15 protein-coding genes and 2 pseudogenes are annotated in these 13,222 nt (G+C 66.4%); 5 read left to right on the top strand and 12 right to left on the bottom strand.

Annotated features, from left to right (window positions below; genetic code table 11):
• Positions 1-198, bottom strand: a pseudogene (locus AC1D1G_RS31620) (IS3-like element ISMyma10 family transposase); the annotation flags it as partial.
• A 390-nt stretch (positions 199-588) separates the two neighbouring features.
• Between AC1D1G_RS31620 and AC1D1G_RS31615 the strand changes: the two are divergent.
• Positions 589-900, top strand: a complete 312-nt coding sequence (locus tag AC1D1G_RS31615; RefSeq protein WP_477955132.1) for a hypothetical protein — start codon at positions 589-591, stop codon at positions 898-900.
• A 118-nt stretch (positions 901-1,018) separates the two neighbouring features.
• Here AC1D1G_RS31615 and AC1D1G_RS31610 read toward each other — a convergent pair whose 3' ends face one another.
• The 8 genes and pseudogenes from AC1D1G_RS31610 to AC1D1G_RS31575 form a co-directional block, all read right to left on the bottom strand.
• Positions 1,019-1,123 carry a DUF4193 family protein gene (locus AC1D1G_RS31610; protein WP_477955130.1) on the bottom strand — a complete coding sequence of 35 codons (105 nt, stop codon included), beginning with the start codon at positions 1,121-1,123 and terminating at the stop codon, positions 1,019-1,021.
• Between the two features lie 48 nt (positions 1,124-1,171).
• The gene (locus AC1D1G_RS31605) at positions 1,172-1,612 is read right to left on the bottom strand and encodes a DUF6262 family protein (RefSeq protein ID WP_265147673.1); all 441 of its coding nucleotides are present in this window, start codon (positions 1,610-1,612) and stop codon (positions 1,172-1,174) included.
• Positions 1,609-2,988, bottom strand: a complete 1,380-nt coding sequence (locus AC1D1G_RS31600) for a tyrosine-type recombinase/integrase (RefSeq protein ID WP_477955127.1) — start codon at positions 2,986-2,988, stop codon at positions 1,609-1,611. The genes AC1D1G_RS31605 and AC1D1G_RS31600 overlap by 4 nt, the downstream gene beginning before the upstream one ends.
• A gap of 117 nt (positions 2,989-3,105) precedes the next feature.
• On the bottom strand, positions 3,106-3,774 hold the full coding sequence (locus AC1D1G_RS31595; RefSeq protein WP_477955126.1) for a hypothetical protein: 669 nt from the start codon (positions 3,772-3,774) through the stop codon (positions 3,106-3,108).
• The gene (locus tag AC1D1G_RS31590; protein ID WP_477955125.1) at positions 3,774-4,949 is read right to left on the bottom strand and encodes a tyrosine-type recombinase/integrase; all 1,176 of its coding nucleotides are present in this window, start codon (positions 4,947-4,949) and stop codon (positions 3,774-3,776) included. The genes AC1D1G_RS31595 and AC1D1G_RS31590 overlap by 1 nt, the downstream gene beginning before the upstream one ends.
• Before the next feature lie 147 nt (positions 4,950-5,096).
• Positions 5,097-5,312 (bottom strand): annotated as a pseudogene (locus tag AC1D1G_RS31585) (DUF4193 family protein); the annotation flags it as partial.
• 13 nt (positions 5,313-5,325) lie between these two features.
• A complete protein-coding gene (locus AC1D1G_RS31580; RefSeq protein ID WP_477955124.1) occupies positions 5,326-5,664 on the bottom strand; it encodes a WhiB family transcriptional regulator in 339 nt (112 codons plus the stop codon).
• 551 nt (positions 5,665-6,215) lie between these two features.
• Positions 6,216-6,527, bottom strand: a complete 312-nt coding sequence (locus AC1D1G_RS31575) for a hypothetical protein (protein ID WP_477955123.1) — start codon at positions 6,525-6,527, stop codon at positions 6,216-6,218.
• 438 nt (positions 6,528-6,965) lie between these two features.
• On the opposite strand from AC1D1G_RS31575, the gene AC1D1G_RS31570 reads away from it, so the two are divergent.
• The 4 genes from AC1D1G_RS31570 (at position 6,966) to AC1D1G_RS31555 (ending at position 11,415) form a co-directional block, all read left to right on the top strand.
• On the top strand, positions 6,966-7,577 hold the full coding sequence (locus AC1D1G_RS31570; RefSeq protein WP_477955121.1) for a dihydrofolate reductase family protein: 612 nt from the start codon (positions 6,966-6,968) through the stop codon (positions 7,575-7,577).
• A 106-nt stretch (positions 7,578-7,683) separates the two neighbouring features.
• Entirely contained in the window at positions 7,684-8,616 is a 933-nt protein-coding gene (locus AC1D1G_RS31565) for a barstar family protein (protein ID WP_477955120.1), read from the top strand.
• Positions 8,617-9,002: 386 nt separating this feature from the next.
• Positions 9,003-10,298: an Lsr2 family DNA-binding protein gene (locus AC1D1G_RS31560; RefSeq protein WP_477955119.1), complete on the top strand. Its 1,296-nt coding sequence runs from the start codon at positions 9,003-9,005 to the stop codon at positions 10,296-10,298.
• Between the two features lie 406 nt (positions 10,299-10,704).
• Positions 10,705-11,415, top strand: coding sequence for a hypothetical protein (locus AC1D1G_RS31555; RefSeq protein ID WP_477955118.1), 711 nt, complete (start codon positions 10,705-10,707; stop codon positions 11,413-11,415).
• 115 nt (positions 11,416-11,530) lie between these two features.
• On the opposite strand, the gene AC1D1G_RS31550 is transcribed toward AC1D1G_RS31555, so the two are convergent.
• The 3 genes from AC1D1G_RS31550 to AC1D1G_RS31540 all read right to left on the bottom strand — a co-directional run.
• Entirely contained in the window at positions 11,531-11,938 is a 408-nt protein-coding gene (locus AC1D1G_RS31550; protein ID WP_477955117.1) for a YciI family protein, read from the bottom strand.
• A 316-nt stretch (positions 11,939-12,254) separates the two neighbouring features.
• Positions 12,255-12,953: an RES family NAD+ phosphorylase gene (locus AC1D1G_RS31545; protein ID WP_477955116.1), complete on the bottom strand. Its 699-nt coding sequence runs from the start codon at positions 12,951-12,953 to the stop codon at positions 12,255-12,257.
• Positions 12,947-13,222 (bottom strand): antitoxin Xre/MbcA/ParS toxin-binding domain-containing protein (locus AC1D1G_RS31540; protein WP_477955115.1); only part of this gene is annotated, 276 nt, incomplete at its 5' end. The genes AC1D1G_RS31545 and AC1D1G_RS31540, both read right to left, overlap by 7 nt.

The raw sequence follows: 13,222 nt of genomic DNA, 5'->3' as shown, positions 1-13,222 counted from the left end.
CTCGGACGCCGACGCGGCATGGGTGCCATCGCCCGCCGCTTCGGCCTTGCGGACCCACACCCGTACGGTCTCCGTCTTCAGTGACATCCGTTCGGCGATTGTGCGGATCGCCTCGTATTCCGAGGCGTAGTCACCACGGTGCTCGAGGACCAGGCGCACGGCCTTCTCTCGCACCTCGGCTGGATAGACATTCGGCATAAGGATTACCTTCCCAAGAAAGAAGGTGCGCATCAAACCCGGGACGATTCAACCGTCAGCCGGTGGGTGTCCCCGGCCTTGACCGCCCGTGGAATGCGGGGGCGGTCCGCCCGACAGGGGATGGAGTACGCGACGTCGCTCGAAGCTATCTCAGGGGCCCGTCGAACTGTTTCCACTCCTGTGCCCAGCGCCGTAACCAGTTTCGGTGGAACAGTCGGTGTGCGAGGGCTGCACATGGCAGGACGGCGCCGGCGGTGAGTGCCCAGACCCCGCAGGCGGCGGTCACCGCGAGGGCGGCGTTTCCCGGCTGTCGGGGACGGGGCCGGTGAGGTTTCCGTCGGCGTCGACGCTGATGGTAATGGTCTGGCCGAGCGAAGAGGTGCATCAAACATGGCCCGAAACAGCAGCAACCGGCCAGTCGATGGTCCGGAGTTGACGGTCGGTGTCCGGGTGCTGGTCCGCAGAAGCTCTGGGGCCGACCTTACCGGTGAGGTGGTCGAGGATTATGCGGCGGTGACCGACCCGGGCGGCGGTGGGCACGAGTGGGCGCCGGTGCATCGGTGGGCGGTCGCGCTCGACGACGGGCGGCTGGTCTTTGCCGACACCGACGACCTGACCATCGATCCGAGTTTCCACCACCCCACCCCGGCCCCGGACCGCGATCGGGCCGCGCGCACACCCGGCCGGCACCGGGACGAGTGACGGACACACCGCGCCGCCCCGGGGACGGGTCCCGGCCGCGAGAGGTCGGGATGTGGGGTGCCCCAGTGCTGTGCGGAGCCTGGAGGCGTCCGAGACACCCAGCGGTTCCGGTATTCGGTTAGGTGCAGTCCCGGCAGATCAGCTGCGCCGGGTCGGCGAGGCGGTTGCGGTGGTGGACCAGAAAGCAACTGGTGCAAGTGGTATCTGTAGTTGGCGTCGCCAATCGTGTTGTCTGCGCTGATAGACCGCTTGCAGTCGCGTCTGTAAGCGATCAGCAGTTCGACGAGGGTGAGATTTCCGCCGGGTGAGGGCGGTGGCCGCCGAGGCGGCGGCGGAGCTCGAGGTTCTCGCCATGTACGGCCTCCAGGGCCGACTTCAGGGTCTGCACTTCCTCGCGGTGCCGGCGTTTGAGTTCGGTGATCTGGACGGTCAGGGTCCGCACCACGCTGCTCGGGTGGTCGGGATCGGCGGGCGGCGATGGGGCCGGCGGGGCGCCGCGCTGCTGGGTCCGCAACTGCTCGACGCGGTGACGGATCTCGGGATTGCGGTAGAGGAAGTCCAGTGAGACGCCCGCGGTTTGAGCCAGGCCGCGGAAGGTGACGGGGTCATTGCGGCGGATCATTTCCCGGATGCCGTGGTCGGCGCGGGAGTGAGCGGCGGCGCTCTTGGCGGCGGCGGCGCGGCGCAGATTGTCGGGGTTGCCTCGGCTCACGGTCGCCTCTCCTGTTCGTGTTCGGCGGCCAGGGCGTCGGTGCGGGCGGCGACGCCGGCGCCGCGAACGGCCCGGCCGTCGCTGTCGGTTCGGTGGCCGGTTTGTTCGAGCGTGTCGATGATGCGGCCGAGGGCGTCGTGTTCTTGTGTGCGCCCGGCCAGCCACACGTTGTCCGGGCTCATCTCCTGCCCGGTGCGGGCCGCGAACGCCTGGCGGCGTTCGTCGATGAGTTGCAGTGTGTGGTGCTGCTGGGTTCTCAGCTCGGGCAGGAAGCTGGCGTCGGTGGCGAACTTGTCGCAGGTCAGGCAGGCGTTGCCCTTGTCGCAGGCCTGCCGGGGCGGCAACAAACACCACCCATTGGGCAGGATCCGGTCGGTGCGCTTGTCGAGCTCGAGCATGTCGTAGAGGTCACGGGTGTCGACCGGCAGGTCGCGGCCGTCCGCGGTGACCTTGCGGTAACGCAGAAACTCCCGTTCGTGCGTCTCGGCGAGGGTTTCGGCATATTCCATGGTCATCGTCGGGCTGAGGTGGCCCATGTACCGCTGCACGACGTGTAACGGCACGCCGGCGTTGAGCAGGCTGGTGGCCTTGGTGTGCCGGAATCGGTGGGTGCGATTGAAGTCCACGAGCCGCCCGGCGCTGTCGCGAACGTCGAGCCGGCGCGCGAACACCGCCAGGGTTTGGGTGATGCGGGACGGGGGAAAGGGCTTGTCGGCGTTGCGGTTCATGTTCTGCCCCAGGAATAGGTATTTGGGTGTGACACCCTGTGCCCAGCGGGGCCCGAGATGCTGGTCGGCCCAGCGTCGCTGTTCGTCGATGATGGCGACGATTTCGGCGTCGACCAGCACGGTGTCGGGGGCTTGTTCGATCTTGGTTTGCTGGTATCGCAGCTTGGCGACGAAGGCGCCGTCGGCCGGACCGGTGGAGCCGCCGAGGCGGTCCAGCGGCAACAGCGGCTCACGATCGAGCATCCTGATCTCGCTGATCCGCCGACCGGTGCGGGCCACCAGCATCAGGATGCGCATGATCTGCTCGTCGCCGAGCCCACCGCCCTCGATCGGCTCCCCGAGCAGGTGCACGTTGCTCATGATCTGGGAGAACGCGGTGTCGTCGATGACTTCCTGGCGCTCGCGCAGCACCCGGGTACGACGGCCCTTCTCCCCGTGTCGCCACAACATGGCGTGGTAGGGGCCGAGTCGCAACCATCCGGGTTCATCGAGAACCTGTGCGGCGGTCTCGCGATGGTCGGTCATGAACGCGTAGAACGTTTCGAGGCAGGTGACAAGGGTGTTGACTCGCTGGGGCGAGAGAGGCTTGCCCTTGTTCGGGCCGGACTGGGTGATCAGGGCGCGCACGTGGCTGAGGAAATCCAGCATGAACGCCCGGATCCCGGCCGGGTCCTCGCGCAACCACGGCGGCGGGACAGGGTCGTGGCCGGCGATCCAGTCGGCGAAGACCTGCAGCGCAGTCCGTTGGGGGCCGGCGACCGTGCTTCAGGTCAGCTGCCCGGTCTCCAGGGAGACTTTGAAATACCACTGGATGGCGATCCGCAACCACAACGGCTCGAGTTGCTGGAAATAGACAGCGTGATTGCCGAGTGGTTCGTGGGGGCGCAGCGGTATCCGCGGATCGAGCGTCGGATCCCACACCTCCCGCCGCCACCACGGGCGCTGGTCGTATGCGGCCCACAGGATTTCATAGCAGCGCCGAAGCGTTGAGCCGACGTTCTCTTGCCAGAACCTGCCCGGCAGGCTGCCGTTTCGCCGGGCGTAGGCGGCGGCGATGGATCTCTCCCATTCTCGTGGGGCTGCGCGCATCAGCGAGCCACTCAGTTCCGGGTGGTCCTCGACCGTGGCGGCCAACCAGCGGATCAGCGAACGCAAGACACCTACCGGGACCCGACCGCCGAGTTCGGCGATGCGCCAGCAGCACCAGGCCATTTCGCGGTCCATGGCCGCCGGAAGCTGCCCGAAACGAATGCGGAAACCCGGACCGCGAGGATCCGTCAGGAACGCGGTCAGGTCATCGGTATCGAGGTCGTTCGACGCGAGGTCGATCGTGCGAAACCGATCGGGCATCTCGGCCCAGAGCGACTCGAGCACATCGCCTCGGAAGCGTCCAGAGGTGTCGCGCAGGTTCTCGAGCAGCCGTCGTGACCCCATCAGCAGGGCCCGATCACGCCGGTGCCGACCGCCCGCCACCCGGCGGTGAACTTGGCCCAGTCGGCCACCGCCCGCAGCTCGGCATCCTCAGTGACATGGGCGTACGTGTTCAGCGTCGTTTGCACGTCCGCGTGCCCGAGTCGACGACTCACCACGTGTACCGGGACCCCCGACAGCAGCAGCGCTGTGGCGTGAGAATGCCGGAACCAGTGCGGAGTCCAGCCACCCGGGACCTGCCCGGCGAGCTGACTGCGGAGCCGACGCACCAGGTCATACACGCTGTCGGGGCTCCACGATGCGAATCGAGGCTCCCGCCCCAGATTGACGAACACATACGCGGTGTCGAAATCGGCGGTGGCCAGATCCGCGCCCGCCTCGCATAACTGCCAGAGGTACTCGCCGTAGAGGCGGTCGAGGTCATCGGAAACGTAGAGACGCCGGTAGCCACTCTTGGCACGCACACCGCGCGGATGCTCGCGGGCGACGACCTCGATGAACGGCGTATCCCCCCGACCGGTATGCCAGTCGCGGTGCTGCAGCCCCAGCGCCTCACCCAGACGGAGCCCCGTCTCGGCAAGAAGAGCCCACAACAGCCGGTTGCGCACCGAGCCCCGCCACTCCCGCGTGGTCGGATCCCACTGCGCGCACGCTCCGCAGATCCGATCAATCTGCCCGGGCGTCAGCGTCGACGGCGCCGCCCGCCGCGGCTGTCTAACCCGGACCACCGCCCGGCGGCGACCCCGACGCCGGGCGATGTGCTCAAGCAAAGGTTTGTAGCTGCCGTTGCGGCCGTGGACAATCCGATACAACTCGCGGCCGACATCGATGCCGTTGAGTTGCTGGTAGGAGTAGCACGCGAGCACAGCCCGCACCCGCACCGCGATGGTCGACTCGGCAAACCGGGCCCTCCCCGGCGCGATCGACACCACGTCGGGTCCGTCCCCGGTACGCAACCAACACAAGAACCCGCCGAAATCCTCCAAAGTCACCGCGCGCCAGTCCCGATCGAACTCCGACAGGTACTCCCACCACAGCGCCAACGCCCGCGCGTAGGACTTCACCGTGTTAGGCGAGTTCCCCTGCACCCGAAGGTATTCCAAATACTCCTCGGCCGGCGCGACCGGAAGATGGTCCCGACCCACCACGGTCCACGTCCGCTCCCCGTCGGCCAGCACCAGTCGTTGTGACCTGCAAGGCCCCGCTGTTGCGTTCGTCACAGACACTAGCGTAAGGACCGCAGATAACCCGTCCATAGACGACACGCCGACGCTCCATCGACTCATTCATGCTGCGTCGCAGACGACCCCAGAAAGCCCCAGATAACAAGTGAATTCGTCCGCCTGCTTGGGGATGACGCGGACGGTGAATTCTTCACCGGACAGGTCCGCGCCGGGCAGTTCGAAGGATTCGGCGGTGTCAGTGTCTTCGACGTCGACGACGGGGGACTGGGTGTCTTTCCGGCTGGCGGTCAGCTGTTCGAGGGAGGTGTCCGGCTCGTCGGATTCGGTGACTCGTGGTGCGTCGTAGTCGGTGGCCATGGCTGTTCTACCTTCACGCTCTGGGTGTTCGGATCCGCCAGGTTAGAGGGTCCGTCGACGCGACACATTCGCGGGGTAGGGCCGGGCGGCGGGTGCGCCGGGTGTGGCGGGCGCGCTCGGTCTCGGACATGCCACCCCAGATGCCATAAGACTCGGTGGCGGTGAGGGCGTAAGCGCGGCAGGCGGCGAGCACGGGACAGTCTTGGCAGATCTGTTTGGCGGCGCGCTCACGCCGGGCGCGGACGTTGCCGCGTTCATCATCGGGGGAGAAGAACATGTCGGTATCGGTGCCGCGGCATAAGGCGCGGTGCTGCCAGTCCCGGTTGTGGGGGTGGTGGAATTGATCAGGCACAGCGGGAGGAGTCGCTTTCGGAGTGGAGCGGTGAGCCGATCCGTCGGGAAGGGCGGGCGCGTGGGTGTGGCTGGCGGGCCTGGGCTTGTGGTCGGGGATGTGTGCCAGGCAAATCGATGTTGGGGCGCTGTGGGTGGGCAGGACCTTTTGGGTAACCGGGTCGGACTGGGTGTGTAGCGCATGGCGTCCGAAAGGGTTGTGATACATGACTCCTCGACGCGTTGCAGTTTTACTTCCGATGCCGCTGGAGGCGGCAGTCGGGCAGCGGCTGGCCAGGACCGGGACTGTGATCGGTTCGACGCCGCGGCCACAGTGCGTGTCGGTGCGGTGATGCCTGGGCTCGACATCGGTGGGACCGGGACGAACCCGGATGATTCACACTCGGTCACCTCTAGCGAGGTGGTGAACGGTGTGCAATTGATGGTAGCGACACGGCGAATGATACCGAAGGGTATCGCTGGAAAGTAACTGGCGTCACATCCTCCGTCTCGTTCGCCATCGTCGCCGACGACGGGCATGACGACAACGTCGAACCATCTGCTCTCGCGTCATCACACCAGCAGCGCGTCTCTTCTGCCGTCGGCGAGCGCACGGTAGTAACGCAGCGCGACCACCTCCGCGACGGCCAGGACCATGAGCTCGAGCCTCAAGCCCATCAGCCGACGCAGCTGCAGTGCCGGCCGATCGTCGGGACGCCGCTGGATCGCAGCAGCTCCGCCAGCATCCGCGCATGGTTGTTCCTCGGCGACGAACAGTCGCAGGGCGGTTGCGTAGTCGGGGTCACCCGCGGCGTCTGCCTTGACGATCGGGTGGGCACCGTCGCCGCTCTCTCCCACCTGGAACTTCCGCAGACTCCGTGCCACCGCCGAATGCAGCTGGCAACTGCGGGACCAGTCCGGCTCGGGCTCCGTTGCCCGCCGCGCGGCTCGGTCCGCGAAGTCAGCGCACCTGGTCTCCGACGTGCTCATACGGAAAGGGAGCGAAGAAATCTGATCAACGACCGGTCAGCGATCCCGTTCCGGGCGAGCGTTGCCGACGGTCGGACATGCGATCGGTGGTTCCCCTTGCGGTGCAGCGGGCACAGCACGCCTGCCGTCGATCCTGCGGCGATTCATCCGATCGCGCTGAACGAGAAGCGACCAGCGGTCGCCGATCACGTCGACGGCGGCGTTGATCGCGCACCTCGAGCGCGGCTGTCCAGCCTTCGGTCTCACCGTCCCGTGTATGGCACTTGCGACCCGCCACCACTTGTTACGGTGACGCCACCACTGCGACCCGCAACTGCTTCCTGGGAGATGCTGATGTCCGACACCACCTGCCACATGTCGATCTCGCTCGACGGCTTCGTCGCCGGCCCCGAGCAGAGCCGGGACAATCCGCTGGGCAAGCGCGGCGGCGAGCTGCACGGCTGGCATATCGGTGACCCGCGCGCGACCGAAGCCGACAGGACAGCCAATGGATGGCTCATGCGCCCTCGCGGCGCCTACGTCATGGGTCGCAACATGTTCGGGCCGATCCGCGGTGAGTGGAACGAGGCGTGGGACGGATGGTGGGGATCCGAGCCGCCCTACCACGCCCCGGTCTTCGTGCTTACTCACCATGCACGCGAACCGATCGAGATGGAGGGCGGGACCACCTTCCACTTCGTCACCGAGGGGTTCGACGCCGCCTACGCGCGGGCGCTCGAAGCGGCCGACGGCAAGGGGGTGGACATCGCCGGTGGCGCTTCGACAGTCCGACAGGCACTCAATGCCGGCGTGATCGATGAACTCACCCTCGACATCGCACCCGTCCTACTCGGCGGCGGTGAGCGCATGTTCGACGGCGTTGAGACGTTTGGCTTCGAGCCCGTCGAGGTGCTCCACTCACCGCTAGTCACCCATATCCGTTATCGCAGAGGCAGCGCCGGCTGAGCAGCAACTGCCCTTCGTGCGTCTTAATCGGGGATCGCTGACCGGTCACCGAATCGATCGGTTTGCAGTCGGATGCGCATACGCTCGATAGATGGTGCGCACCGTGGTGTTCGATCCGACTGAGCGGGAACTGTTCGATGACCAGCGGCAACGGTTCGACTGGACGCTCCTGCAGACAGGGTTCGTGTTCCGGTACGCCGCTCGGTTCCAGCTCGATAGCGCGTGCACGCGACTCACAGGCCTCGGCTACCTGGTGCATGAGCTCGACGCTCAGGAATGGGCCTGCGTTGGGGACATGCACACCGGGTTCGCGGCATCGATGTCGTTCCCGGACTACTACGGAAAGAACCTCGATGCGTTCGGCGACGTCCTCAGCGATATCGCGACCTTCAGCTACGGCAGCGACCCTGCAACGGCGGGCACCGTCCTCGCGATCGCGGACTTCGACGTGCTGCTGCAGATCGACCATCGCACCGGCCGGAAGATCCTGGAGATCTTCGCAAGGCAGGCACGCCTGGCGGCTCTCTACGGCCACCCCATGCTGTGCTTGGTCGAGACAACTGCGTCGGATCTCGGGACCGTTGGAGGTACCGACGTCTACGCGGGCACGGTGTGGGACACACCTCCGGACCCGCCGGATCCCTTCGACGAAGCTGACGTTCTCGAATTCGGATTCCAGATTTATGCCACACAGGGTGAGGCCGCCGACTACGTGTCCGCACTCGACCGAGTGATCGCACCCGTTCTCGCCGGGATAGGTCGGTGGCAGATTCTCGACCCCGCGCTCGCATCGGAGACTGCGGTCCGCTTTCGCCAAGAACATCCCAGCTCACGACAACATCTCGGCCAGCGACTCTGGGACGTCTTCGTTGGTGTCCGGGGCGTGGGAGACGCCATGGTGCTCGGGGAGGAGGTCTTTCACGCCGTGGAGCGGGCGGGCATGCCCTTCGGCCAGATGTCGCAGATCTTGTACCACAACGGCTACCAGGAAGCGGCCTTCGAGAAGTATCGGGAGTTGGCCGACTTCCCGAACGGCTGAATGGCAACCGTGAATCTGGCTCGCAATTGGATGGCTATCCGTCAGGCTCGTCCCCGAGACCCACACATTTACGCGTTTCTCCCTGATCGATTCGGCTCGACATTACTCGGATCAAAGTGACTCGGTCCACCACCGGCTATAGTCGGTTCTGAGGCGGAAATCTCGAAGTCGCCCATCGTCGCTGTGTCCCGCCAACGGCACTGACCGCCAAAATGATTCGCTCTGGTTCTGCGTGAAACTCGATGCGGAATGAGTTGGGAACTCCGGGAGGAATCGTGTCGGTTGGGCACGTGAATTGGCGGTTCGGGTGAGCTTTTTGATTACCGGGAGTGCTCGCCTGCCGTTACTGTGTGCGTTCGACGATTGCCCGGCGACGAAGGAGACACATGGCGGTATCACCGGAGGGTTCTGACGGTTCGGCGAAGAACACGACCAAGCAGATTCGTAAGTGGGCGGTCGGGGAGGGTTTGGAGGTGTCCTCCCGTGGCCGGATTTCGGCCGAGATCGAGCAAGCCTTCCACGACGCTCACGCGAAGAAGTCTCAGACGGAGACCGCTTCGGTGAAGAAGGCGGCCGTGACGAAGTCGCCAGTGGCGAGGACGGTCGTGAGTAAGGCGTCGGTGAAGAAGTCGTCCGGGGAAATTCGTGAGTGGGCGATCGGGGAGGGTTTGGAGGTGTCCTCCCGTGGCCGGATTTCGGCCGAGATCGAACGAGCCTTCTATGCCGCTCACGCAAAGAAGGCTCAGGTCGAACCGGCTTCCGTGAAGAAGACGGCCGCGACGAAGACGGCCGTAAAGAAGACCGTCGTAAAGAAGCCGCCGGTCACGGCGAAGGCGGCCGCGGAGAAGCAGATCACTGCGAAGGCTCCGGCGAAGGGTGCGGCGAGCAAGGTTCCGGCGAAGCGGTCGTCCTGGGAGATTCGTGAGTGGGCGGTCGGGGAGGGTTTGGAGGTGTCCCTGCGTGGCCGGATTTCGGCCGAGATCGAGCGGGCCTTCCACGACGCTCACGCGAAGAAGGCTCAGGTCGAACCAGCGCCGGTAAAGAAGACGGCCGCAGAAAAGACAGCTACGACGAAGGCGGCGGCTCCGGTCAAGCAGGCGGCGACCACCGCTCCGGCGGAGCAGAAGCGCAAGAAGAAGGCGCCTGAACAGAAGACGCCGGTAAGGAAGGAATCCGCGACGAAGACGGCCGCGAACAAGACATCCGCGTCGACGGCTCGAGTGAAGAGTGCGCCGGTGAGTACGGCTCCAGCGAAGACGACGACCACGGAGATACGTCAGTGGGCGATCCGAGAGGGTCACGTTGTGTCCTTCCGCGGCAGGATTCCCGCTGAGATCGAGCGGGCCTTCCACGACGCTCAGGCAGCGAAGGTTCGGACAAAAACTGCGAAGGCCAGGAAAGCTTCCGCGACGAAAGCGGTCAGCAAGACGTCCGCGTCGACGGGTCCGGTGAAGAAGACGGTGGCGAGCAAGGCCCCTGCGACGAAGGCGTCCGCGAAGTCGCCTGCGGAGAAGGCTTCGGTGCAGAGTGCTTCGGTGAGTAAGACTTCGGCGAGGAGGACGTCCAGGGAGATTCGCCGGTGGGCGATCGGGGAGGGTTTGGAGGTGTCCGTACGTGGCCGGATTCCGGCTGAACTCGAGCGGGCCTTCCATGACGCTCAGGAACAGGTTCCGGTCGCGTGAGTTGTGACATGCACTGATGGCCATCCTGGCGCGAAGGGCTATGAGCCTGTGGGAATCCCGATCATCGGGGTCCTGCGCTGAGTGGTTGTTCGACACCGCTGTGGCGGCTCTGGGTTGAGGTATCCCGGCGGCACCTGACGTGACCGGCGCGGGAGTTGATGGGGCACAGGTGTTCCGGTCCAGGGCACCCCTGATCGTGATGTGCATGGTTCTTCGGGTGCGGCGGGAGACTTGTATGCCGCGGTGGGTGTGACCGGGTGCCGGCACATAGAGGACTTCGCGCACGATGACGGGTCGCCGGGTCGTCTCGGACAACTGACGAGGTGATCGTCGATCCCCGCTCTGGGGAACTACCGGTGGCCGCGGTTGCCGCCATTTGAGCATCTGTCGGTGACACGATGTGTGGGTGGGGAGACAGAGCGGGATTTTTGGGGTTGTGGGTGTGGTCGTCGGGCTGGTGGCGGTGGTGGTGTTCGCGTCGATTCCCGCGCGGCCGTACACGGTGGCGTCGTCGTTCCAGCCGGCGTGGACCGATCCATCGATTGTGGTGATGATCGTTCTTGGTGGCGGCGCGGTGGCCGGGGCCGGTTGCGGGGTGGTGCTGTGGCTGTCCGGGTGGCGGGTGGTGCGGGACGCGGCGAGTGCGGAGGAACGCCGCCGTCGTCGCACGTTCCTGCTCGGCCGGACCGTCGCCGCCGCCTTGGGTGGTGTCACCGTGGGGTTGTTGCCGTTGTTGCCGTTGCTGGTGTTGCTGTATGCCGTGTTCACGGCCACCGTGGGCATCGCGGTGGAATGGGCTGTGGTGTTGGTGCTCTACGCCGGCAGCGGAGTGCTGGCGTACGGGTGCGCCCTGTTGGGTGTGTGGTGGGTGTTGGCCGCAGCGGGTGATGATCGGCGCGCGGGAACTGTGCGGATGCTGGCGGTGTTGCTTCCGGTGGGTGCGTTGGCGGCGACGGCCGCGGGTGTGGGTGCCGCTGGGATGTTCGGGTATTCCACCGTCCCTGCGACGTTCGTGTGCGTTGTCGCGGTGGTGGCCGCGGTGCTGACGGCAACGGTGGCGTTGGCTCGGGTGCTGACCCGGGTCCCGGCTCCGGCCGCAGGTACCGGCACCGGGTGACCGCGGGCTGTCTCATCGCCTTCCTCGACCGCCCGCCGAGGTCGTCTCCGCGCCGACCGAAGAACGGTGAGCCCCTTGTCGTGGCGGGCCGGGGTGCGTCGTTCGCCTTTAGGGGTTATTCGGTGATGGTGGGCGGTTCGGTCAGGAACGGGCGTGCCTCGAGCCATTCGTGGATGGGTTTCCCGCCGGCTCCGGGGGCGGCCGACAGTTCGCCGGCCAGCTCGAGGGCCCGCTGGTGGGTGTGGACGTCGATGATCATCCAGCCGGCGATGAGGTCCTTGGTTTCGGGGAAGGGGCCGTCGGTGACCGGTGGGCGGCCTTCGCCGTCGTAGCGGACGAAGAGTCCGTCGGGGGAGAGTGCTTGCCCGTCGACGAACTCGCCGGTGCGTTCGAGTCGGTCGGCGAAGTMMTGCATGTACTGGATGTGGKCGGAGATTTCCTCCGGGCTCCACTGGTCCATGGGGATGTCGTTGACCGGGGTCGGGGCGCCGCGGTAGTGCTTGAGCAGCAGGTACTTGGCCATGGTGTCTCTCCTCGGTGGTGGCGGCGGCCCGTGGTGGTCGCGTTCAGTGCAGGGACGGAGCCGGTTGCGGGTTCTCGACATCGCGCCGCGGAATTTCTCGGGGTCTCGTATGCGACGCCGCCCAACACCCGGAGCAACCCCTCAACCCACCGATGTCATCGAGATCTGCACCTGGGGTGCACGACATCCCGCTGCGGCGGGCATCTGCGACGACCTCGGTCTCGCGCCGCAATCGCGGTGGTCACGGAACTCACCGAACCTGGCGTCCTGCGTGCGCCGTCGTGGCGGTGCTGCCGGTGGCGTTGTTGCGCCGTGGTTAGGGTGCGGCTGCGCGTTGGCAGTTGGGGCAGTGGTTTTCGTCGGTGTGGGTGACGGTGATGTGCCGGGGGATCAGGGCGGCGAGGAGCCGCGGGTGGATGCGGGGGTGGGTCAGGGAGAGGTCCAAGGGTTGCCCGGTGCGGTCGTGGGCGACGGTGATGGCATTGTCGCAGTCCCAGAGGGCGAGGGCGTGGTCGTCGTTGTAGGCGGTGCGGTAGCGGATGCCGTCGACTTTCGTTGCGGCCGGTTGGTCTTCGAAGATCGCCCTCGCCCATTGTTGGGTGAGGCCGCGGTGTTCGTTGCCGGCGGCGAGGGCGGGCAGCGCCCCGATCGCCAGGGCTGCGCCGGGGGTGGTGAGGTCATAGGTGACGATGTCGCGGACCGGGCGGACCTGGGTGATCCGCCAGTGCGGGCACAGGGCGGCGACCCCGGCCTCACCGAATACCTCGCAGGCGCTGGTGGCGAGGTCCACGGCCAGGTACAGCACCGCCCGCCCGTTCGGGTCCATGGCGGGCGGGGTGGGGGTGTGGTGGTCGAAGCGGGCCAGTGGCCCGAACCGGCGGAAGGTGATCCCGTTCGGGGTGAACCGATCCCGGTGATAGATCCGAAACCACGAGTTTGGGGTGGTGGGTGTCCAGGTCCAGCGGTGATCCGCCGAGGGCAGGGGTCGTGTCGGGGCGGGGAGGGGCTTTACCATCCGGCGGCGGTCAGGCCGGTCGCGACGGTGATGACGTGGTCGCTGTCGCGGGCCATTTCCTGGGCGGGGGTGCGGCCGGCGAAGGTGGTGTTGGGGCGGGTCATCCACCGCGAGAGGCTGACTTCACCGCCGGGGAATGCGCGGGTGAGGCGGTCGAGGTCGGGCAGGACGGGATCGGCCCGGTCGGGGGTGAACTGCCAGGTCGGGAACCGCCACTCCCGCCCGTCCTTGAGTCCGATGAGCCGTCCGTCGGCGGCCATGTCGGAGAC

This window comes from Rhodococcus sp. P3_B8 (assembly GCF_056402775.1).
Note: the sequence above shows the minus strand (reverse complement) of the source record. Positions and strands in the feature narration are given on the sequence as shown.